The 21,769-nt window shown below is 61.3% G+C and carries 14 protein-coding genes; 8 read left to right on the top strand and 6 right to left on the bottom strand.

Features of this window, described 5'->3' with window-relative positions; all coding sequences use genetic code 11:
- Window positions 1-29: 29 nt before the first annotated feature.
- Complete coding sequence (gene asnB / locus PspS49_RS19740) at window positions 30-1,895, bottom strand: asparagine synthase (glutamine-hydrolyzing) (RefSeq protein ID WP_160041135.1); 1,866 nt, start codon at window positions 1,893-1,895, stop codon at window positions 30-32.
- A gap of 856 nt (window positions 1,896-2,751) precedes the next feature.
- On the opposite strand from asnB, the gene PspS49_RS19745 reads away from it, so the two are divergent.
- The 5 genes from PspS49_RS19745 to PspS49_RS19765 are packed head-to-tail and all read left to right on the top strand — an operon-like array spanning window position 2,752 to window position 8,167.
- Window positions 2,752-4,149, top strand: a complete 1,398-nt coding sequence (locus tag PspS49_RS19745; protein ID WP_160041137.1) for a hypothetical protein — start codon at window positions 2,752-2,754, stop codon at window positions 4,147-4,149.
- A gap of 16 nt (window positions 4,150-4,165) precedes the next feature.
- The gene (locus PspS49_RS19750; protein WP_127929093.1) at window positions 4,166-4,861 is read left to right on the top strand and encodes an oxin biosynthesis protein; all 696 of its coding nucleotides are present in this window, start codon (window positions 4,166-4,168) and stop codon (window positions 4,859-4,861) included.
- Between the two features lie 37 nt (window positions 4,862-4,898).
- On the top strand, window positions 4,899-6,158 hold the full coding sequence (locus tag PspS49_RS19755) for a diaminopimelate decarboxylase (protein WP_150651576.1): 1,260 nt from the start codon (window positions 4,899-4,901) through the stop codon (window positions 6,156-6,158).
- A complete protein-coding gene (locus PspS49_RS19760) occupies window positions 6,159-6,989 on the top strand; it encodes a 2,3,4,5-tetrahydropyridine-2,6-dicarboxylate N-succinyltransferase (protein WP_150751195.1) in 831 nt (276 codons plus the stop codon).
- Window positions 6,986-8,167, top strand: a complete 1,182-nt coding sequence (locus tag PspS49_RS19765) for an aminotransferase class I/II-fold pyridoxal phosphate-dependent enzyme (RefSeq protein ID WP_160041139.1) — start codon at window positions 6,986-6,988, stop codon at window positions 8,165-8,167. The genes PspS49_RS19760 and PspS49_RS19765 overlap by 4 nt, the downstream gene beginning before the upstream one ends.
- Here the strand turns inward: PspS49_RS19765 and PspS49_RS19770 are convergent.
- The 3 genes from PspS49_RS19770 to PspS49_RS19780 all read right to left on the bottom strand — a co-directional run bounded on the left by PspS49_RS19770 (window position 8,164) and on the right by PspS49_RS19780 (window position 15,830).
- On the bottom strand, window positions 8,164-9,339 hold the full coding sequence (locus PspS49_RS19770) for a M20 aminoacylase family protein (protein ID WP_150651573.1): 1,176 nt from the start codon (window positions 9,337-9,339) through the stop codon (window positions 8,164-8,166). The two genes, PspS49_RS19765 and PspS49_RS19770, sit on opposite strands and share 4 nt — an antisense overlap.
- Window positions 9,340-9,535: 196 nt before the next feature.
- A complete protein-coding gene (locus PspS49_RS19775; protein ID WP_160041141.1) occupies window positions 9,536-14,005 on the bottom strand; it encodes a hemagglutinin repeat-containing protein in 4,470 nt (1,489 codons plus the stop codon).
- A gap of 97 nt (window positions 14,006-14,102) precedes the next feature.
- Window positions 14,103-15,830 carry a ShlB/FhaC/HecB family hemolysin secretion/activation protein gene (locus tag PspS49_RS19780; RefSeq protein WP_160041143.1) on the bottom strand — a complete coding sequence of 576 codons (1,728 nt, stop codon included), beginning with the start codon at window positions 15,828-15,830 and terminating at the stop codon, window positions 14,103-14,105.
- Window positions 15,831-16,243: 413 nt separating this feature from the next.
- Between PspS49_RS19780 and PspS49_RS19785 the strand changes: the two genes are divergently transcribed.
- On the top strand, window positions 16,244-17,353 hold the full coding sequence (locus tag PspS49_RS19785; protein ID WP_150751200.1) for an HlyD family secretion protein: 1,110 nt from the start codon (window positions 16,244-16,246) through the stop codon (window positions 17,351-17,353).
- On the top strand, window positions 17,350-18,942 hold the full coding sequence (locus PspS49_RS19790; RefSeq protein WP_160041145.1) for a DHA2 family efflux MFS transporter permease subunit: 1,593 nt from the start codon (window positions 17,350-17,352) through the stop codon (window positions 18,940-18,942). The genes PspS49_RS19785 and PspS49_RS19790 overlap by 4 nt, the downstream gene beginning before the upstream one ends.
- A gap of 138 nt (window positions 18,943-19,080) precedes the next feature.
- On the opposite strand, the gene PspS49_RS19795 is transcribed toward PspS49_RS19790, so the two are convergent.
- Window positions 19,081-19,521 (bottom strand): carboxymuconolactone decarboxylase family protein, encoded by a 441-nt coding sequence (locus PspS49_RS19795; RefSeq protein WP_127929102.1) that lies wholly within the window; start codon window positions 19,519-19,521, stop codon window positions 19,081-19,083.
- Between the two features lie 186 nt (window positions 19,522-19,707).
- Between PspS49_RS19795 and PspS49_RS19800 the strand changes: the two genes are divergently transcribed.
- Window positions 19,708-20,007: a hypothetical protein gene (locus PspS49_RS19800; RefSeq protein WP_077573787.1), complete on the top strand. Its 300-nt coding sequence runs from the start codon at window positions 19,708-19,710 to the stop codon at window positions 20,005-20,007.
- A gap of 145 nt (window positions 20,008-20,152) precedes the next feature.
- Here the strand turns inward: PspS49_RS19800 and PspS49_RS19805 are convergent, their stop codons facing one another.
- Entirely contained in the window at window positions 20,153-21,724 is a 1,572-nt protein-coding gene (locus PspS49_RS19805) for a diguanylate cyclase (RefSeq protein ID WP_160041147.1), read from the bottom strand.
- Window positions 21,725-21,769 lie beyond the last annotated feature (45 nt).

Genomic DNA, 21,769 nt, shown 5'->3' on the forward strand with positions numbered 1-21,769 from the left:
TGGGATCAGACTTCCGTGCTGACCGTGTCTTACACCGCGATATCGTTGTCGACGATCCAGCGATTCATCTCCACCAACTGGATCAGCAGATGCGCGGGACTGGCGCCGCCCGGCAGCATCGAAGCATTGAGCTGGTTCGCGGCGATCTGCTCGATCAGTGCGCTGAGACGCGGGGTATCGAACATCCAGGCAATCGGCGATTTGGGATCAGTCGCAATCCAGCGCGCTTCGCTGATGAGTGCCCGGTCATATTCAGAGTCCTGAATGTGCGGGTACGCGCTTTTCTTCCGATTCAAGGTAGTCGGCGGCAGGATGTCGTGCATGGCAGCCTTGAGCAAACCTTTCACGCCGCCACGGGACTTCATTTCCCACGGCACGTTCCATACGTACTGGATCAGTTCCGGATCGCAGAATGGCACGCGCACCTCCAGGCCTTGCGACATGCTCATGCGTTCCTTGCGATCCAGGATCACCGACAACGGGCCGGACATGCCGAGGAACAGCACCTCGCGCATGCGCGCCGCGTCGCCGCTTTCGCCAGGCAGGCGTGGCACCTGACTCAGCCAATAGTCGTAACGGGCACGTTCGTCCTCTGCCACGCGCTGTGCACTGATCAGGCTCGGCGACAGATAGTGGGCCAGCTTCGGGCCATCGCCCAGCCACGGAAACTGAGGACGGGCCAGCAGCTCGGGTTTGAAATAATAAGGGTAGCCGCCGAAGATCTCGTCGGCAGCCTCGCCAGTCAGCGCCACGGAGCAATTGCCGCGCATGCGTTCGAACAGCAGGTACATCGAGGCATCGAACTGCCCCCAGCCAGGCAGGCCGCGGGCCTTGCGCGTAGCCGGAATGACGCCGAGCAGATCCTGCATGGTTGCACTGAGTGTCGTGTGACGGGTACCCATGTATTCGGCGGCCAGCGCGGCGAAGGGTGCATCGATGTCAGGCCGCAGTTCAGTGGAGGTAAAGGCATCCTCGTCACTGTCGAACTTCAGGCAGAAGGTATCGAGTGCTGCGCCGCCGCCCTGGCTTGCCAGTTGCTTCATGACCAGCGCGGCGACCGACGTGGAATCAATACCGCCGGACAACATCGCCGCGCAAGGCACTTCATGCACGTACTGGCGCGCCACGACGCCTTCAAGCAGTTCGCGGACGCGGTCCTTGGTCTGCTCGAAATCATCGGTATGCGCGGCGCTTTCCAGTTTCCAGTAACGATGCAATTCATGCCCACGTTCGTCAAAGGTCAGCACACTCGCGGGAGGCAACTCGTGCAAGCCTTGCAACGGGGTTTCGCCAGGCAGCGCCATGCGCGGCTGAAGCACGATGGCCAGCGCGCTCGTGTCCAGCCGGGCGGTAAAGTGGGGATGGGCTTTGATGGCGGTAGGTACGCTGCCAAAAATGACGCCGCCGTCACGCAGGGTGTAGTAAAGCGGTTGCAAGCCGAGGCGGTCTCGCGCCAGCAATAATCGGCGCTTCTGGCCGTCCCAGATCGCGATGGCAAACATGCCTTCGAGGCGTTCAACGAACCCGACACCCCACTGGGCATAGGCACGGCGAATGATTTCAGCGTAGGACCAGCGATCAGGTGCCGGACCCAGGCCAGCGAGTTGCTGCTGCAACTGCGCAGCGTTGTACAACTGTCCGGTGTACATGATAGCCACGGTGGCACCATGGATCTCGCCAATCCACGGTTGCTCGTCCCAGTCATAACGCGAAGTGACTGTACGGCAATGTCCCAGTGCAACCTCAGGCCCCAGCCATACCGCATGCCCGTCCGGTCCACGCCCGGACATCGCAACGATCATTGCCGAGACAATTTCGGCGACTTTCGAACGAGGAATGTTTGCTTGCTGCCCAACACCGTGACGCAGGTCGACCCAACCGGCCATGCCGCTCATATAACACTCCTTGTCGAATTACCTACGGGCAACGCCTTTATTGGCGAAACCTGTTCCATGTAGATCAATGTGCCGCCTGGACTGACTAAAGCAATTTCATGCTTCGTTTTTAATATCTCTGTTCAGCCGGGGCACAAGCTACTTCAAGCAATACATCCCTGACAAGTGCCTTGTTAATCACAAATAACCTAATTGAAGGTGCTTATTACCTAATGTAATTTGCGCAAACTCAAAGCAACTCGCAGGCGCACCAGAACGGCGCAAAACAGCCACACCACCTAGATTGACGCACTAAAAAAGCGCACAACTAAGCACCCTTGTTATTTCGCTCCTTATCATCCGGACGCGCGTAACACAGCCTGTCCCGAGGGCTCAAAACAAATCAATAAAAATATTATTCAGTAACCAACTACATAAAATCTATAGAGTTTTTAGTTTCGCCATCGCCGTTCTTTCGGCTCTTTGAGTTTTTTTTAGTTCTCCCTACTTGTCGTAAAAAAAAATTCGCTGTTATGCTCCACGGCAAGCAGCGTGGTGCCCTGTGTGCCACACCTTCACATGGAATGTGATTCAAGGAATGTATATGGATATTCATCTGCCGGTCATCTACCCGTCTTTATTGCTGCGCCGTCCAGTTGCCATTGCACCTGGACGTTAGTGCCAGCACGGCTATCGATCAGCCAGTCATTCCAGGTCAAGCCTAACTAATCAACGCACTTGGCGCGCTGTTACCGACATGCGCCGCGACTATTAGTCATGCCCGCCCGGAACATCGTCCAGTTACTGAGTCCGTGCTTACTTGCGCCTGTTTGCAGGCTGAGTGGGCGCTGCCGTACATCAATAAGTAGAGGGAGTAATGAGCGTGAATCGGTTCGACTATTCAGGCAATCTTGCCAAGGCCACCTCCTACCGCGGTTATCGCAGCCCTTTCTGGCCGCCGGCGAGCAACTACAACCTGACCCTGCTTGATCTTGCGCCGACGAACCCTCGTCAAGACGCTGCCTGGCAAGAACGACTGGACGCGCTGAAGGCCGCCATCGATGAGCAATGGCGCAGCGCCAAGCTCGATGGCGTGGCAGAACGCACACGTTTCAGCAACCCCGGCGCCGTGGCGCAAGCCCTGCGCGCGCTGGAAAACGACCTCGAGCGAGCTCATGATCGCCAAGCTGTACAGCTCAGGGCCAAGGCCATCGAATACGGCTACAGCGACGAGATACTCAAGACCCTGGCCGGCCTGCAAGAAGAGGTTTCCCTGGTCGCCGGGCAGATCGCTACCTGGTACGGCAAGCAACCGGGAGGACTGCCGACAGCCTTTGGCTGCCGACGCAATCCGGCGCGACAACAGGACGTGGAACTGGCCATGAGCCTGGTGGATCAGATCCCCGCCTATCTCAAGCAGTTGCACACCAACCTGCGCCTGGGGGAGTTGCCGGCCTTCGCCGCCACTGATGTTTTTTTCATGGCCGGTGAAGGCAATCTGCACCCCAAGCATGTCGCCTACTTCCTGCCCGAAGATGAAGGCGTCAAACGTTCGCCGTTCAAGAAAACCTACTACTTCGCCAATACCCACGCGGCCATGGTCGAGCATTTGGCGGCGCCGCTGGCCCGGCAGTTCCTGTCAACCGGCAAACACTATGACCCGACTGGCGAACACCTGCGACGCATTCCTGCGTTGGGCGTGCTCAGCCATGAGCTGGGCCATTTCGTCCATCGCCCGGCCACTCAATACGGCCCGTTGAACACCCTTGACCGCTGGGCATCGGTGGTGCTGCAAGAGGTGGCAGCGGATGTCTATGGCATCCTCATTCTTGCCCAGGTATGGGCGCCTGCCCTGCAGATTCCGCCCGAGCAGGTGCTCGAGTACTACCTGGGCGAATGTCTGCGCTACCTCAACCGCGGACTTGGCCTTTTTCCCGATTGCGACGGCATGTACCTGCAGCTGTCGTACTTCGTCCAGCTCGGTGCCCTGACCCTGCGCCAGGACGACCCGCAACATCCACAACTGGTGGTCGATCACGGCGCCCTGCTGGCCGGTTTGCGTTCGCTGGCCAGAGTGCTGGCGGATGCCCTGCTCGGCGGCGACCCTGATGCCGCCGTTGCCTTTTACCAGTGCTACGGACCCGCACGGCCCCAGCCGTTGCAGGCACTGGTTGCTGCGCTGGCCAACGCGCCGGCGCAGTCCATCGAATACGTGCAAGAGCCTGTGCGTGTACCCACGGACTGCGACGCAACTCGCGCGCAAGCCCGACTCTAGACAAGGAGAGACAGAGATGACGAAGCCGATGCAGGACCTCCAACAGGTGACAGATTACTACGGCACCGCCCGCAAGTTTGGCGACAGCAACGCCACCATCTATGAGATATGGGAACAGGGTGGGGCCTTCAACGACTCGATTACGCCTTCTACCTACAGCCCGGAATATCGCTCGCACCTGGGTCTCAAGCTGAAATCGCTCACCCAGGAAGGTGCAACGATTTTCTCCATTGGCTGCGGCAACGGATTTGTCGAGGGCGATCTGGTGGAGGCCAGACGTCAGGTCAGAGCCATCGACTTCAATGACGAAGCCGTGATCCTGAGTCGCAAAAAAGGCGTCGATGCGCACAAGGTTGACTTCTTCAAGCTGGAGCCCGGCTCCCTAGCCGGGGTCAAGTCGGTCTACGCCGATGGCTTGCTGGGCCACCTCTTCCATCCCGAACTGGAACTCAAGCCGACCTTCGACAAGCTCAAGGAACTGAACCTGGACTCCGGCACGGTTCTGGTGTTCTCCAATGACTCGCCACGCGATCCCGAGGCGCTGTTTGCGGCCCACGATAAGGTCGATGGCTTCTGGTTCATTTCCAGGGACTATCTGCGTGATGCGCTGATCGAGGCCGGCTTCGAGATCCAGGAGTCGTACTACTTTCCCTACACGCGTCCGATCAGTGGCCTGCGCAATCGCACCATGTGCGTCGCTCTGGTGCCCTGAACCCGTCCACCCCCTGCGCCGCGAGGAGAAACCTGCTGTGCCAATATCCGAAAGCTTTGCCCGACGTTTGCTCCCCCTGCTTGATGAGTTGACGACACGTTACCCGACGCCCTTTCATCTCTACGATGAGCGCGCCATCGTCCAGACTCATCGACGCGTCGCGCAGGCTTTCGCCGACAGCGCGTTTCGTCAGTACTTCGCGGTCAAGGCGCTGCCTACTCCGGCGATTCTGGCCCTGTTGCTCAAAGAGGGCAGCGGGCTGGATTGCTCCTCGCCGGTCGAGCTGATGCTGGCCGAGCGACTGGGTGCGCGGGGCGACGACATTGTCTTCACCTCCAACAATACGGCGCTCGGCGAGTACCAGATGGCGCTGGACGCCGGAGCCCTGATTACCTTCGATGACCGCAGCATGCTCGACCGAGTGAAGACCTTGCCCGAAATTGTCGGGTTTCGCGTCTCACCTCATGGGGTCATCGCCCGCTCGTCACAGATGGGCAATGCGCAACAATCGAAATTCGGCGTGCCCGATGCCGATCTGGTGCAAAGCTATCGCCAGGCCTACGACCTCGGTGCCCGACGTTTCGGGATCCACGGCATGATGTGCGCCAATGAGCTGTCACTGGAGGCTGCAGTGCAGGCCGGTGTGCAAGTCATCGAAGTGGCTGCGCGTGTAGCGCGCGAAGCCGACATCGAATTCGAGTACATCAATATAGGCGGAGGCCTGGGGATTCCTTACCGCACCGATGACCAGGCACTGGATCTGGACGCCTACGCCGCCGCGCTGAAACAGGCGCTCAAGCAAGCCTTCCCGCGCAACACGCCGAAACTTCTGATGGAGTTGGGCCGTTTCATTACCGGCCCGCATGGGGTGTTGGTGTCGCGGGTGATCAACCGCTGCAGCAAAGGCCGGGAAATCGTCGGTCTCGACGCCTCGATGTCCGCGCTGATGCGTCCCGGACTGTACGGCGCCTACCACCACCTGACATTGCCTTTCGCCGGCCAACGCCGCGAAGGCGTGTTCGATGTGGTGGGCGCGCTATGCGAAAACTTCGACAAGTTCGCCATCGATCGCCCTTTGCCGACGCCGGCCATCGGCGACCTGGCGCTGATTCATGACACGGGCGCCCACGGCCATGCCATGGGTTTTACCTACAACGGCCGGCTGCGCCCGGCAGAACTGATGTTGACTGACAACGGCGATGTCGTGGAAATCCGTCGCGCGGAAACCTTCGACGACCATACCGGCCCGGTTCAATGGCAACCCGTCGACGTCTTCAACCCTCACAAGGATCGTTAAATGAGTAACCGTGCATTGATTGAAGAAGCCTTTGAACGGCGTTCGCAACTGACGTCTGCCGAGCTGCTGGCGCTGATGCCAGTCATCGAAGACGGCCTCGCCAGACTGGAAAGCGGTGAACTGCGCGCAGCGCGCCTGGAAGAAGGCCAGTGGGTCGCCGATACGTTCGTCAAGAAACTCATCCTGCTGTCGTTCCTCACCCGCGAAAATCATGTGGGCGAAACCGCTCCATGGCGGCCGAAAAGCTACGACAAACTGCCCCTCAAATTCGAGCACTGGGATGATGCCGCGTTCCGCGATGCACGTATCCGCGTAGTGCCCGGCGCGGTGGTCCGGGCGGGCGCATACATTGCTCCAGGTGCGGTGCTGATGCCCTGCTTCATCAACATCGGCGCCTATGTCGGCGAAGGCACCATGATCGATACCTGGTCGACCGTCGGATCCTGCGCTCAGGTCGGCGCACGTTGCCATATCTCCGGTGGCGTGGGTCTGGGCGGCGTGCTCGAACCGATCGGCAACAACCCCGTGGTCATTGAGGACAACGTGTTCATCGGTGCCCGCAGCGAGGTCGCCGAGGGGGTGATCGTGCGCAACGGTGCAGTGATCGGCATGGGCGTCTATCTTGGTGCCTCGACCCCGATCATCGATCGCGAAACCGGCGACGTGCGCTTTGGCGAAGTCCCGGCCAATGCAGTGGTGATCGCCGGCAACCGCGCCGACCCGAAATTGCCGGGAGTATCCCTGGCCTGTGCGGTGATCGTGAAATATGTCGATGAGCGCACTCGATCAAAAACCTCACTCAACGATCTGGTCAGAGAGCTCAGCCGATGACCCCCGCAGGCAATGCCTTCGCCAGACTGCAAAGCCTGCTGGATGACCTGCCGCCCGCGACCGGGCAGCCGGTCATCGCCCTGCACCTGGGCGAAACCCGGCTTGGCGACCCGACGCCACTGCTGGCACCACTGTGCGAACTCGAGCAGTGGACGCGCTATCCGCCTCTGCCTGGCACTCCCCAATTGCGCGAAGCCTACAGTGGCTGGCTACGGCGTCGCTTCGGCGCTGGCGCCTGTCTCGATGAAGAGCGTGTTGCTATCGAGCCTACGCCCGGCACCAAACAGGCCGTCGCGACCTGCATCGCCCTCGCTGTGACACGCGCACGGGCACGTGGCGTAAAAGCACCGGTGGTGGTCCTGCCCAATCCGTTTTACCCGACCTATGTCGCCGCCACTGATGCCGCCGGTGCGCAAGCACTGTTTTATGACGTGAACGACGCTGACCTGTTGGCCAGCCTCGCCCGCCAACTGGATCAGGCCGGTGACAGCATCGCGGCGCTGGTGCTGTGCAACCCCGGCAATCCGCTTGGCAACATACTGCCTGCAAGCACATTGATCAGCCTCAGCCACATGGCCTTCCACGCCCAGGCGACGTTATTGGTCGACGAGTGCTACACCGATCTCGTCCCGCACTCCCCCCCCCCCGGCTATCTCAGCCTGGTGGAAGCCGATGCAGTTGCGCCGTGCCCGTTCGTGGTTTTACACAGCCTGTCGAAGCGCTCGGCGGCGCCGGGTTTGCGCAGTGGTTTCATTGCCGGCGATCCGTCCAGCGTCGCCGCTTATGCCGGCTTCAATCGCAGTTGCGGGGTCTCGCTGGCCTGGCCGGCGTGCAGCGCCAGCGCAGCGCTTTGGCACGACGAAAAGCATGTGCAGCGTCAGCAACAGGCACTGCAATGCAATTGGGACCTGGCCGATGAGTACCTCGCCGCAGTGCCCGATTACCGGCGCGCCGATGCCGGTTTTTTCTTGTGGCTGGCGGTCGGCGATGGTGAAGGGATCGCGCGCCGACTCTGGAGCGAACAGGGTTTGCGCGTGATGCCCGGTCGCTACCTGTGTCATGAAGACGCCGAGGGCAGCAACCCCGGCAAAGCGTTCGTGCGCATTGCACTGGTTCATCAGGAACCGGTCATGCGCCAGGCCCTGCTGCGCCTCAGGGCCGGGCTTGCAGTTCGTTAACGTTCGACGGGCTGCAGGCGTTGGCGGGCCAGCGCGACCCAATAGGCAACGCCCAGTGGCATGATCTCGTCGTTGAAGTCATAACGCGGGTTGTGCAACGAGCAGCCGCCTTCAGCGGAGCCATTGCCAATCCAGATGTAAGCGCCGGGTTTGCGCTCGAGCATGAAGGCGAAGTCTTCTCCGGTCATGCTCGGTGCGACCCCGGTACCCACGTTTTCGCGGCCCGCCACAGCACTGGCGGCAGCCACGCAATGGTCCGCGTGCTCGGCACTGTTGATCAGCGGCGGCGAGCCAAACTCGAAAAACTTCAGCGACGCTCGAACCCCCATCCCGGCGGCCAACTGCTCGACCATCTCGGCCATTCGACGCGATGCGATCTCGCCGGCCTCGGGGCGGAAGTAACGCATGGTGCCGCCCAGCCGTGCAGTGTCGGGCACAATGTTGTGGGTATCGCCGGAGTGGAACTGAGTGACACTGAGAACCAGCGCATCGGCAGGGTCGATATTGCGCGAGACGATGCTCTGTAACGCGGTCACCAAATGGGCCGCGGCCAGCAACGGATCGGCGCCCTGGTGAGGCATCGCCGCATGGCAACCACAACCGCTGACAACCATTTCGAACGGCCTCGCCCCCGCCATCGCCGCACCGTGATGAACCACGAATCGGCCGGTCGCAAGACCGGGCCAGTTGTGCAGACCGTAGACGCACTCAGCGCGAAATTTCTCGAACAGGCCCGCCGTCATCATCGCCTTCGCACCCGTGCCGATTTCCTCGGCCGGCTGAAACACCAGATGAACCTTGCCGGCGAAACTGCGATCTGCCGCCAGTCGGCTGGCAGCGCCCAACAGCATGGCGCTATGGCCGTCGTGGCCACAGGCATGCATCCAGCCGTCGTGGACTGAGCGATGGGCGAAGGTGTTTTCTTCCTGGATGGGCAGCGCATCCATGTCGGCGCGCAGGGCTATCTCGATACCTGGTTGCTCGCCTTCGATGGTGGCGACAACCCCCGTACCGCCGATGCCGATATGCGGTTGCAAATCAAAGCTGCGCAATATTTCTGCGATGAAGGCGCTGGTCTTGCGCTCGGCAAAACCCGCTTCCGGATGTTGATGCAGCCAGCGACGCCAACCGATCATTTGTTCCTGCAGTGCGAAATCCGTTTCCGATGCCATCCTGACGTTCCTGTCCCTGGAGCTGCTCTGAGTCGCCACACTATTCTGTGTCATTGAACTTCGCAACTGGCACGGATGCACGTCATGAACACTGCCGCAGGGTGAGCTCACCACGCTTATGTGGGCGTCGGGCTTACCCGCTCCTGCAGGGTTTGGTGGTGGATGCCGATTCGCCTGCAACCACCACCCCTCGGGTTTAGCCTCGGTCGTCAATCCCCGCTTGCAGTGACTGGCCGTGCAGATGCCCGCTCAGCGTGACGGGGCCGACCTTCAGGTTGCCGTTTTCAAGGGAAACCTTCGGTGCGTTTTCTTCCTTCTTCTGTGGCAGGTCCAACCCGGCCTTCACACTGTAATCGAGGTTGCTCAGGTCAGTGCTGACGACCTTCGAGTTCCCCAGATCAACGTTGCCTTGCGTTGCCGAAATGCGTGCACCGGTCAGCTGCGTGGCACCACCGACCGTAAGGTTCACGCCTTGGCTGGCGCTGATTCCGGACGCCTGCGCCACGCTGTCCTTGTGCGCATATTCGCCCTGTGCTGTCAGCGTTGGCTTGTAGTCGGTGCCGGCGAGTTTTTCCTTGTCGCTCGGCGGATTTTTCTTCGCGGTCAGGCCCAGATCGACATCGACCTTGGCGTGGTTGCTCGAGTCCTGACGGCTTTCGACGGTCAGATCACCCGCGACCTTGCCGCTGACATCTTTAGCGTCGATCCGCGCCCCCGCCAGCTGTGCATCACCGGCACTGTTCAACACCACGCTGTCAGCCTTGATCTGGCTGTTCTGCTGGGTGCTGCCTTGCAGGTAATCCACGCCCACCTTGGCCCCGGCGTTGAAACCGTGATCGCTGCTGGCCTTCTCCTCAGCGGCGGTCGGGGTTTTGCGGCTCAGGTTGCCGCCGGCATTCAGCGCGACATTCCAGTTATTGCGGTTGTCGGTGGACTGCGCCGACTCCTGCACATAACCGCCCTTCTGCGCGTCGATGCTGACGTTCGGTGCGCTGACTTGCGTGCCTTGCAGGTGAATCGAATCACCGCTCAGCGCGATGCCGTTCTGGCTGTTGAGCTGGCCACCGCTGAGGGTTTTCGACTCCTCGTTGAGCCGACCGATATTGAAATTGCCGCTCAGATTACCGCCCTGATCGCGGCTCTTCTCGCTGCTGGTTTTACTGCCGCCGCCCTTCAAGCCGCCGCCGAGATTATTGCCGGTGGCGGTGTGAGTGTCGGTGGCTGCTTGCAGATCGAGCTTGCCGTCGGCGTGCAAATCGATGCCGCCAGCGCTGTCGATTTTCGTGCCTTGCTGCACCTGATTGCCGCCGCTGCGCAACTGCAGCGGACCGTTGCCTGAGATGTTGGCAACGTGGGCCTGCGTATCAGTGGTCTGCTTGCCGGTGTGATCGAGCTGGAACCCGGCGCCGAGGTCGACATTGGTGCCATCGGTGCCCGGCAAGGTGCCGACCGTCAGCGAGCCACTGCCACGCAGGCTGCTGTCGTTGCTGTTCTGCCGGTCATTGGCCTGATTCAGCGCCAGATCCCCCCCGGTGTTGATGCTCACACCGCCCTGCCCGCCGTCGAAACGACTGCCGACGAACTGCGCATCGCCGCCGACCTTGATGTTCACACCCTGGCTGCCGGCATAAGCGCCGACCACGGCGGTGGAACTGTCCTTGCTCGAGGCACTGCTGCCACCCGCGCCGCTGCCGGCGACGTTCACGTCTTCACCGGTCTTGGTGTAGACGCGCACGTCGACCTTGGCGTCCACCGCGTTAGCGCTGTTGCTGTGAGTGTTGCTGGCGGCATCGGCAAGCAGTTTGTCAGCGCTGATGTTCACTTGGCCGGCGCTGGCGTTGTATCGGGTGCCTTGGTCGTGCAGCGTGCCGGTGGTTTTCACATCGACAGTGCCGCCGTCAAAACGGCTGACCACAGCGTTGCTGCTCTGCTCGGTTTTGCTGGCGTTGCCGTGACCCACCGCAACGTCGATACCGACGTTCGGCTGACCGAGATTGGCCAGCGAGTCCTTGTCCGGCACCTTGTCGTTGAGCACGTCCTTGACTGCGCCCGCGATCGGCCGGGCGATGTCCTTGTACTCGACGTTGGCACCGATATCCGCCGACCAGTTGCTGTCGTTGTGCGTGCTGCTTTCGCTGTTGCTGGCCACGCGATTATCGATCTCGTTGGCGGCGACGTTCAGACCGTTGCCAGCCTTGAGTTGCGCACCTTCAGTGGCGAGTTTGTCAGCATTGATCGTCAGGCCACCGCTGCTCTGCACACTGGTGGTTTGTGCGGTGGTTTTGCTGGTCGAATCCTGCGCCGTGCTATGGGCGAAATCGACGCCACTGCCAGCACGGTCGAGGCCGCCGGTGTAGTAGAAACCACCGCCGGTGCTGGAGGTGTCGGTGGCGGTTTTGTGGTTGTCTGCTTCAGCCAGCAACGACACGTTTTTACCGCTCAACGTCGTGTCGCCAGCAGTGGATTTCACCTCCGCGCCTTTGAGCGTGACATCACCGCCAGCCTTGACCTGCACACTGCCGCCGCTGAGGCTGGAGCCTTGTTGAGTGACGTCGTTGCTAGTGACGGTTTGCTGTTTGTCTTGGTAGTGAATCCCGGCGCGATACTGCTCCGGCGTTTGCTCTTTCGCATAAGCATCGAAGCCACGGATTTGCGTGGTGTCAGTGCTGTCGTGAGTGTTCTGCGCGGTGGACACGTTGACGTCGCCCGCTGCATCGGCGGTCAACGCACCATCAGCCTTAACGGTCGAGCCCGCCACAGCAATGTCCTTGGCGCTCTTGAGCTTGAGGTTGCTGTCCGACACCAGTTCGCTGCGCACAGTGCTGCTGTCTTTGCTGTTCTGCCGCGACTCGTCTTTGGTGATGCCGAAGAACTTGCTGTCCTTGTCGTGGTTGTTACTGTGCGAGGTGTCCTGCACGCCGTCGATCACCAGCGAACCCTTGTCGCTGATCACGCTGGCGTCGGTGCCGCCACGTACCTGACTGCCGCTGATGCGCACATCGTCAGCCTTGACGATCAGTTTGCCACTGGCGTTGACCTTGCTGCCCTGATGCAGGGTCTTGCCCTTGTCGGCATCACCGGTCTTGCCGAAGAAACCACCGCCAACCAGATCACCGGAGTAACGGTTGTCGCTGCTGCTATTGGTCCGTGTGGCGGTGGTGATTTCCACCTGTTTGCCGGCCAGTTGCACGTCGCCCGCGCTGCTCAACTCGGCGCCTTCGGAGCGCAAAAGTGCGGCGGTTTGCAGGGCGATGTTACCGGCCTTCAACTGGCTGGTGATGTTGCGCTGTTCCTCGCTGCTGCTGTTCCAGTCGGCTTTCCACAGGTGCTTGCGGTGGTTGCCTTGATCGGTCTGCGTGTGGCTTTCGGTGGCGGCGGTCAGGCGCAGATCGCCGCCGCTGTGCACATCGAGATTTTTCGCGGCTTCGATCTTGGCGGCTGTCAAATCGGTGTCTTTGCCGGACGACAGTTTGGCGTCGCGGCTGGCGATAATCTGGCTGCCATGCTGACGCGTTTCACTGTCAGTCTGGGTACGGTCGTAGGTTTCCCAAGTGATGCCGATGGTGCTGTTGTTCCAGTTTTCACGCTTTTCCTGAAGCTTGCGGCTTTCGACCGTGGACAGGGTCAGGTTGCGTTTCGCGTCAACGGCGACGTCGCGAGCGCTGACATCGGTAGCCGCCAACGTCAGGTCCTTGCCGCTGTGCAAAGCGACATCGCCCTGACTGCTGCGAATACCGGCGCGGGTCACGTCGAGGCTGTTGGCCACGGCCTCACCGCTGACACTCAAGTCACCGGCGGAACGAATCTGCACGCCGTCACGCCCGGCCACTTGCACCGCGCCAACCCGTACGCCGGCACCTTCGGCGGTGCTGACAATATTGATGCGCCCGGCCTGCATCGCGCCGAACAGGCTGGCGTCGATGCGTTGATCGCCGGTGTTGCCCGCCGGATCAACAGTTTTCACCTGGCCGCTGGCGTAATCGACCTGATTGCGCCCGACCGTGAGATTCAATTGATCGCGTGCAGTGATCGCGCCCTGGCTGTCGATACGCGGAGCGATCAGGTTGATCGAGCCCTCGCCGTTACGCAGGCCGCCGCTCTGAATCTGCAACTGACCGCTGGCGTCGCGGCTGTTCAGGCTTTGCAGTTTGCCGTCATTCAATTCCGGGTGACCGACCACCAGATTGGCGTTCGGCGTGTTGATGAAACTGCCGCCATTGACCGAGATGCCGTTAGGGTTGGCCAGCACGTAATCGGCGGGCCGGCCGAAGATTTCCTGCGCGCCATTGATGGCTGACGGGTTGCGGCTGATCACTTCGTTGAGGATCACGCTCGCCGCCTGGCCTTGCAGTTGCGGGTTGGCTGCCAGTTGCCCGGCCAGTTGCGATTGCCCGGCCTGCAAGGCGTTGTTCAGCACCAGGCCCTGACGGTCGACGTTGTAGTCGAGGAACTGGTTGTGCGACAGGCCCGAACCGTTGGGCGCGACGATGTTGACGATGGGCACACCGCCCTGGGTCTGCAATTGCGCGGTGCCGCCGGGTCCCGGTGCGACCACGACACCGCCGGCGAGCGCGCTCGGCAGGTGCACGGCGAAGAACAGGCTGGCAATCGCCCAGCGCAATTTGCCCCGAGGCGAAAGATGAAAAGCAAAAGTGTGTGCTGGCATAAAAACGTCTCCATGTGAGTACGGCATCACGTCGCGCGTTTAGTCTTGGCCGTGGCTGACGCGCTCAGATCCGACGGCTGTTTGTTCACTGCGTTGTTCAGATTTGCAGGCCCACGCGCATCAGCCAGGTTTCAGGCTCGTGCTGCAGACCATTCGGGGTGTTGAGGGCGCGCTGGTAATCGACGTCCACTTGCAGATTCTTCCAGCCCAGATTCAGGCCGACACTGGCACCACTCAGGCGCTGGCCCTGAGCACCGTGATCAGCCTTGATCCAGCCGTGGTCGAGGCCCACGCGCGGGGTGATCTGCACCGGCCATTCGCGGCGCAGTGGCAGGCGCAAGGTGTTGCGCCAGATCGCGCCGCTGGCGCCGGAGGCACTGCTGACCCGGTAGCCGCGCACCGCCGAATCGTCGGTGCCGAGCAGTTGTTCGATGGCCGGCAGCGGATCCGGGCTGTACTGCACATTGAGCTGGCTCTGCCACTGCCAGGCCTGCGCGCCGAACTGACCGTTGCGCCATTGGCTGAGGCCGGCGCGGTACTTGCGGAACTGCGCCTTGGGCAGATTGTTGATCTGATGCTGCGAGTCGTCGTCGGCGCCAAACCAGCGCAGACCCTGGGCGTAATTGACGTCGAGGTTCCATACCGCGCGGTCGAGCCAGAACAGATTGAGTCCGGCTTCGGCCACGGTCAGGGTCGGGCTTTGAATGCCGAGGCGAACATCTTGCAGATAGCTGTCGACATCCTTGTGCGCCAGTTGCAGGTTGGCGCTGAGCTGACGGCTCTGATCGCGCCACAACACGCGGTCGGCGCGCAGGCTGACCTGATCGGTAATGCCGGTGCTGTGAAAGGTCACGCTCGGCAATTTGAACGGCGCGCGATATTCGGCGTGGCTGGCGAACACGCTGTAGGTCCAGTAGCCGTAGGGGATCGCGTAATACAGGCTGGCATTGCGGCTGTAGCGGTCGCCCTGATTGAGCGTGTCGCTGGCGCTGAGGCTCAGCAGGTCGTTGAGTTGCAGCGGGCTGTCGAGGCTCAGGCTGATCGTGTCGCGATCACGTCCGGTGCTGGCGCTGCCGAGGTTGTCGACCCCGGCATTCAGGGCCCAGCGTGACGGCGCAGCGCTGCGCGAGCGCAGGATGATTCGCGAGGCGCCGGGCTGGCTGCCGGGGGCGATATCAGCGGTGAGATCGATCGAACGCAGGCGATTCAACTGATCGAGGCCCTGCTCCAGATCGCGCAGGTTCAGCGGCTCGCCGAGCATTCCCGGGAACGCGCCGCCCAACGAAACCGGCAGACTTTGATCAGCCAGTTCGATGGACTCGATGTAACCTTCGTCAACGCGGATATCCAGCGACTGCCCGGCGGCCGGAGCGCTGAGCAGATACGGGCGGCTGGCGATGTAGCCCTTGTCGACGTAGATCGCGGTGATGGTCGCCAACAGATGATTGATCTGGCCGACGCCCATGCACGGTGCCAGCAGCGGTTTGATCCGGGCGTTGAGCTTGTCGCTGTCGACCAGCGTGACGCCGCCAATGCGCGTGCCGCTCAACGGCCAGCAACGATCATCGGGGGTGACGGTTTGCGGGATGGCCGGAGTGATCGGCGTCGGACCGAATGCACCGCGCTCCAATTGCCGTTTTCTTTGCTCAAGTTGCAGTTGTTGCAGATCGCGCTGTTGCTGTTGTTGCTGGCGCAACACTTCCTGACCCGGCGCGGCAGGTTCGGCCGCTTCAATCGAGGAGGCACACACACTCAACACAAAGGCCGACAGCAGCGGGCAAAGCGCGGAACGACGGCGAAAAACAGCGCGAAACGGAAACGGCACGCAACATCCTTGCGATCATCAAATGGCGTAATGCCATGTCATCAATAACCGTGATAGTCGGAGCCCTCCTACACAAATGCAAGACGCTTCCTACAGCGCTTACATTTCTTAAACAATTGCTTTGCCTGGCTTTATTGTCAGCAGCAAGGCCACGGCGCTGCACGCTATCAGGGTTTCCCCGAGGGCCTGAGAGCCTTCGACGAGCGTCAGTCCGCCCTGACGGGGGTCAGGCAAACCTTGATTTCTGCCGTTGATAGATGCTTGGTGCCCCACGCTCCAAAACCCGAGCCCAGCACGAGCCGTCCTCGTTCAATCAAGCAACTGACGATCGGCACCAGAAATCATTTGCGACTAAATATTACCTACGTCATATTACCGCCGTAATAACGCCCCGTTGACTCAGGTAATCCGCCATGACCAGCATGCCCACCCTCGAACCTGTTGTGGTGAAGACCAAGCCGCCGCTGCTTAAACGCTTGCTGCTTCCCGGCGCCGGATTGCTCGCGCTGATCTTCGCCGGGGTCTACTCCGTACATTGGTGGGGCGCCGGGCGTTTTCTCGAAGAGACCGACGATGCTTATATTGGTGGCGACGTCACGGTGATCGGGCCGAAAGTCGCTGGTTACATCGACGAAGTGCTGGTCAGCGACAACCAGCACGTGAAGGCCGGCGACGTGCTGATCCGCCTCGACGCTCGCGACTATCGCGCCAATCTGGCCAAGGCTGAAGGCGCCGTCGCTGCCGAAGAAGCGTTGCTGGCCAACCTCGACGCCACCGAACAACTGCAGCAAGCGGTGATCGGTCAGGCTCGCGCCGGCATCGATGCCGCCGGAGCGGAAACCGCGCGCTCGCGGGATGACAATGCGCGCTACAAGCGCCTGGTCACCACCAATGCCGTGTCGGTAGAAAGCGCGCAACGCGCCGACGCCACCTTCAAAACCGCACAAGCCCTGAGCGCCCGCGCCCAGGCCGAACTGCTCGCCGCGCAACGCCAACTGGCGGTGATCGACACCCAGAAACAACAGGCCCGCGCCGCCCTCCAGCAAGCCCGCGCCGAACGTGATCTGGCGCAGTTGAACCTCGGCTACACCGAACTGCGCGCGCCGGTCGATGGGGTGGTCGGCAATCGCCGCGCGCGGGTCGGCGCCTATGCCCAGGCCGGTTCACAACAACTGTCAGTGGTGCCGGCCAGCGGTTTGTGGGTCGATGCCAACTTCAAGGAAGACCAACTGGCGCGGATGAAACCCGGGCAACGTGTGAGCATCCGCGCCGACGTCCTTTCCGGTCAGGAATTCCACGGCCGCCTCGACAGCCTTGCGCCAGCCACCGGGTCGCAGTTCAGCGTGCTGCCTCCGGAAAACGCCACCGGCAACTTCACCAAAATCGTCCAGCGCGTACCAGTACGGATCCTCCTCGACCCGGCCGACGGCGTGCTCGGTCACTTGCGTCCGGGGCTGTCGGTGACGGCGGAAGTCGACACCCGCGCGCAACCGGAAACCACTGCCGTGGCCGTCGCGCCATGAGCTCCGCCCTCGCCGCCCCGGCGCAGCCGTTCAACGCCGCCGATATGGCGACCGCGACCAAAGTGTTCGCCTTCGCGACCATGTGCATCGGCATGTTCATCGCGCTGCTGGATATCCAGATTGTTTCGGCGTCGCTGCGTGATATCGGCGGTGGACTGTCCGCCGGCACCGACGAAACCGCGTGGGTGCAGACCAGTTACCTGATCGCCGAAATCATCGTGATTCCGTTGTCGGGCTGGCTGTCACGGGTGTTCTCGACGCGTTGGTTGTTCTGCGCTTCGGCGGTCGGTTTCACCCTCGCCAGCCTGCTCTGCGGCGTGGCCTGGAACATCCAGAGCATGATCGCCTTTCGGGCGCTGCAAGGTTTTCTCGGTGGTTCGATGATCCCGCTGGTGTTCACCACGGCGTTCTTTTTCTTCACCGGCAAACAACGGGTAATCGCCGCCGCGACCATCGGCGCGGTCGCGTCATTGGCACCGACATTGGGGCCGGTAATCGGCGGCTGGATCACCGATATTTCCTCGTGGCACTGGCTGTTCTACATCAACCTGGTGCCAGGAATTTTCGTCGCCGTGGCGGTGCCGATGCTGGTGAAAATCGACCAGCCGGAATTGTCTCTGCTCAAGGGCGCGGACTATCTGAGCATGGTGTTTCTCGCGCTGTTTCTCGGCTGCCTGGAATACACCCTCGAAGAAGGCCCGCGCTGGAACTGGTTCAGCGACCAGACCATTCTGACCACGGCGTGGATCAGTGGCCTCGCCGGATTGGCGTTCATTGGCCGCACCTTGCACGTGGCCAATCCGATCGTCGATCTGCGCGCTTTGAAGGATCGCAATTTCGCCCTCGGCTGCTTCTTCTCGTTCGTCACCGGCATCGGCCTGTTTGCGACGATTTACCTGACGCCGCTGTTCCTCGGCCGCGTGCGCGGCTACAGCGCGCTGGACATTGGTCTGGCGGTTTTCTCCACCGGCGTGTTCCAGATCATGGCGATTCCGCTGTATGCCTTTCTGGCCAATCGCATGGACCTGCGCTGGATCATGATGATCGGTCTGGGTTTGTTCGCGGTGTCGATGTGGGAGTTCAGCCCGATCACCCACGACTGGGGTGCCGGCGAGTTGATGCTGCCGCAAGCCTTGCGCGGGATTGCCCAGCAACTGGCGGTGCCGCCAGCGGTGACGCTGACCTTGGGCGGATTGGCACCGGCACGTCTCAAGCATGCTTCCGGCCTGTTCAACCTGATGCGTAATCTGGGCGGTGCGATTGGTATTGCGGCCTGCGCGACCATTCTCAATGACCGCACCAATCTGCATTTCACGCGGCTGGCCGAGCATCTGAACAGCCGCAATGAAGCGATGAATCAGTGGCTGGCGCAGGTCGGCGGCAACCTGGCGAATCTGGGCCAGAGCGGCGACGTCGGCGTCACTGCCAGCCTGCGCCAGTTGTGGCTGCTGACCTACCGCGAGGCGCAGACGCAGACCTACGGCGACACCTTTTTGATGATCGGCGTGTGCTTCGTCATCGCCACCGCGATGGTGCCCTTGATGCGCAAGGTGCAACCACCGGCGGCGCCGAGTGCGGATGGGCATTGATCACTATTTTCTGGCCATACCCATTTCCCTTGTGGGAGCGAGCCTGCTCGCGAAGGCGTCGTGTCAGTCACCATGGTTGTTATCGGACACTCCGCTTTCGCGAGCAGGCTCGCTCCCACAGGGGTTAAGCGTTGAGGCTTAAGCCTGTGGGGTTTTGCGGAAACCGACGGCCAGACGGTTCCAGCTGTTGATGGTGTTGATCGCCACGGTCAGGTCGACCATTTCTTTCGGCGTGAACTGCGCCGCAACCACGTCGTAATCTTCGTCCGGGGCATGGGTCAGGCTCAGTTGCGTCAGCGATTCGGTCCACAGCAGCGCGGCGCGTTCGCGGTCGCTGAAGAACGGCGCTTCACGCCAAGCGGTGACCGCGAACAAGCGACGCGGGGTTTCACCGCCCTTGATCGCATCGGTGGTGTGCATGTCGATGCAAAAGGCGCAGCCGTTGATTTGCGAGGCGCGCAGCTTGACCAGTTCGATCAGGTTTTTTTCCAGCGGCAGTTTGGAAACGGCGGTTTCCAGCGCGATCATCGCTTTCAGTGCGTCTGGGGAGGCGGTGTAGAAATCGGTACGAGGTTGCATGGTGGCTCCGGGCAGCAAGTGAAGGTGTGGCTACGTTAGTCCTCGCACCCGGTTCGGCAAATAGCCAATATTCCAGAAGATCAGGAGGCCACTCGGTTTCCCCGCTGACCGCTCGTCAGCCACTGGGCACCAAGGGTTCTGTGCGTCAGACCAATATCAGGTACAGACCCTTTGTGGAGACGGATCATGATCACGCGCAAACTCACCTCGTTACTGCTCGCCGGCCTGTTGGCCACGGCATCGGCCGCCAGCTTCGCTGCCAATGATGGCGCTGACGCCACCGGCACCAAATCCGGTGGCCCGACCAGCACCACCACGCCGCCAGACAACACCCCGGGCGCGCCTTCGGGTGGTAGCGGTTCTTCGGGTATGGGATCCGGGACCGGCACCAATGGTGGCGCCAGTGGTTCCGGCTCGGGGGCTGGCGGCGGTACCGGATCGGCCGGCGGCGGCACTGGCGGTGCGGGCGGTGGCACGGGCGGCTGAACGAACAAGAGCCATCCCGATTAGACAAGGTCCCTTGTGGGAGCGAGCCTGCTCGCGAAGGCGTTGTGTCAGATAACCTTTATTCGCCTGACACGACCTCTTCGCGAGCAGGCTCGCTCCCACAGGTTTTGTGTCAGCGTTTGGGTTAGCGATCAGAGCGCATCAACTCGGCCAAACCGCTATCCAGTGACAACACCGCCGCGCGATTGCGCCCGGCATTTTTTGCCTGATACAGCGCCGCATCGGCGCGCTGGATAAACACTTCCGGGCTGTCATTGCCACTCGGGATAAACGAATAACAGCCCAGACTCACCGTCAGGTAACCGGTCGGCGAGCCGCTGTGGATGATGTGCTTGTCGATCACGCTACGGCGGATCTGCCCGGCAATCGCCAGTGCGCCGTTGATGTCGGTGTCCGGCAACAGCACCGCAAACTCCTCGCCACCATAACGTACCGCCAAATCAGACTTGCGCTGGCAGCACGTCTGCAGTACCTGTGCGACCTGAGTCAGACAGTGATCCCCGGCGACATGACCATAGGCATCGTTGTAGCGCTTGAAGAAATCGATATCGAGCATGATCAGGCTGACCGGACTGACCTGCCGCGCGCCACGGGCGAATTCAACCTCCAGCGAACGCTCGAACAAACGTCGATTGGCCAGCCCGGTCAGGCTGTCGTGGGTCGCGATCTGCTCCAGCGTGCGCTGGGCCTTGCGCAAGTTTTTCTCGATGCGCTCGCCATCGCGCACCTGATGAATGAACACCCAGCCAAACAGGCCGATACCGAGAATCACCAGCGCGACAATCACACTCGACTGGAATGCACGTGCGTACCAACCCTCGAGAATCGTATCGCGCGACGTCGCCGCCGACACCACCAATGGATACGCCGAAAGGCGTCGATAACCGTACAGACGCACCACGCCATCGACCACCGAATCGATCATCGCCGTGCCGGCAGCGGCCTCGGGCAGCAACGTACGATAAATCCGCCCTTGCGCCAGCGACGTGCCGATCAGCTTTTCATCAAACGGTCGGCGGGCGAGCAAGGTGCCGTCGCTCAGGCCAAGGAACATGATGCCTTGGTCATCGAGGCTGAAGCTTTCGAAAAAGCGGTCGAAGTACGACATCTTGATCCCGGCCAGCAGCACGCCCTGGAAATTGCCCGCATGATCATTGATGCGTTTCGAAATCGGGATGATCCACTCACCGTTCTCGCGACTGCGAATCGCCGGTCCGATGTGCGCCAGCGTCGAGACGTTCTGCTGGTGAAACTTGAAGTACTCGCGGTCCGCCACGCCATTGCCACGGGGCAGATCGGCAAACGAAGTAATCATCCACTGACCCTGCGTGTCGAAGAGAAAAATACCGTGCAACTGATCGAGTTGCTGCACGCGCCGGGCAAAGGTTCTCTGCAAGCGTGGCTTCTGCGCGGCGCCGTAACCGTCGTCCTGAATCCAGTCGACCAGGCTGGTCATCACCAGATCGGCGGCGAGGAACGTGTCCTCGGCCTGCTGCGCCATGGCCCGGGTCAGATTGCTTGAGGCTATTTTCGCCACTGCCAGATCCTGCCTTCGCGACTGCTCCAGTTGCAGGTACAGCAAACCGGACAGGCACAACCCCACCGCAACGATAAACAGCACCGCCGCTTTGCGCAGCGGCAGGCGTTTAAGAGTGCCTCCGGGGGCCTGATGCGGGTCGTGAATGGGGATAGGCAAAAGCAAGTCCTGGGCAGGTACGACAAGGGCGCCAGCGGGTAAACC

This window comes from Pseudomonas sp. S49, from assembly GCF_009866785.1.
Classification (GTDB): Bacteria; Pseudomonadota; Gammaproteobacteria; order Pseudomonadales; family Pseudomonadaceae; genus Aquipseudomonas.

Excerpts from the sequence above, each read along its gene's own strand:
- asnB (WP_160041135.1), bottom strand. The coding sequence starts at position 1,895 with ATGAGCGGCATGGCCGGTTGGGTCGACCTGCGTCACGGTGTTGGGCAG.
- PspS49_RS19745 (WP_160041137.1), top strand. The coding sequence starts at position 2,752 with ATGAGCGTGAATCGGTTCGACTATTCAGGCAATCTTGCCAAGGCCACC.
- PspS49_RS19750 (WP_127929093.1), top strand. The coding sequence starts at position 4,166 with ATGACGAAGCCGATGCAGGACCTCCAACAGGTGACAGATTACTACGGC.
- PspS49_RS19760 (WP_150751195.1), top strand. The coding sequence starts at position 6,159 with ATGAGTAACCGTGCATTGATTGAAGAAGCCTTTGAACGGCGTTCGCAA.
- PspS49_RS19765 (WP_160041139.1), top strand. The coding sequence starts at position 6,986 with ATGACCCCCGCAGGCAATGCCTTCGCCAGACTGCAAAGCCTGCTGGAT.
- PspS49_RS19770 (WP_150651573.1), bottom strand. The coding sequence starts at position 9,339 with ATGGCATCGGAAACGGATTTCGCACTGCAGGAACAAATGATCGGTTGG.
- PspS49_RS19775 (WP_160041141.1), bottom strand. The coding sequence starts at position 14,005 with ATGCCAGCACACACTTTTGCTTTTCATCTTTCGCCTCGGGGCAAATTG.
- PspS49_RS19785 (WP_150751200.1), top strand. The coding sequence starts at position 16,244 with ATGACCAGCATGCCCACCCTCGAACCTGTTGTGGTGAAGACCAAGCCG.
- PspS49_RS19790 (WP_160041145.1), top strand. The coding sequence starts at position 17,350 with ATGAGCTCCGCCCTCGCCGCCCCGGCGCAGCCGTTCAACGCCGCCGAT.
- PspS49_RS19795 (WP_127929102.1), bottom strand. The coding sequence starts at position 19,521 with ATGCAACCTCGTACCGATTTCTACACCGCCTCCCCAGACGCACTGAAA.
- PspS49_RS19800 (WP_077573787.1), top strand. The coding sequence starts at position 19,708 with ATGATCACGCGCAAACTCACCTCGTTACTGCTCGCCGGCCTGTTGGCC.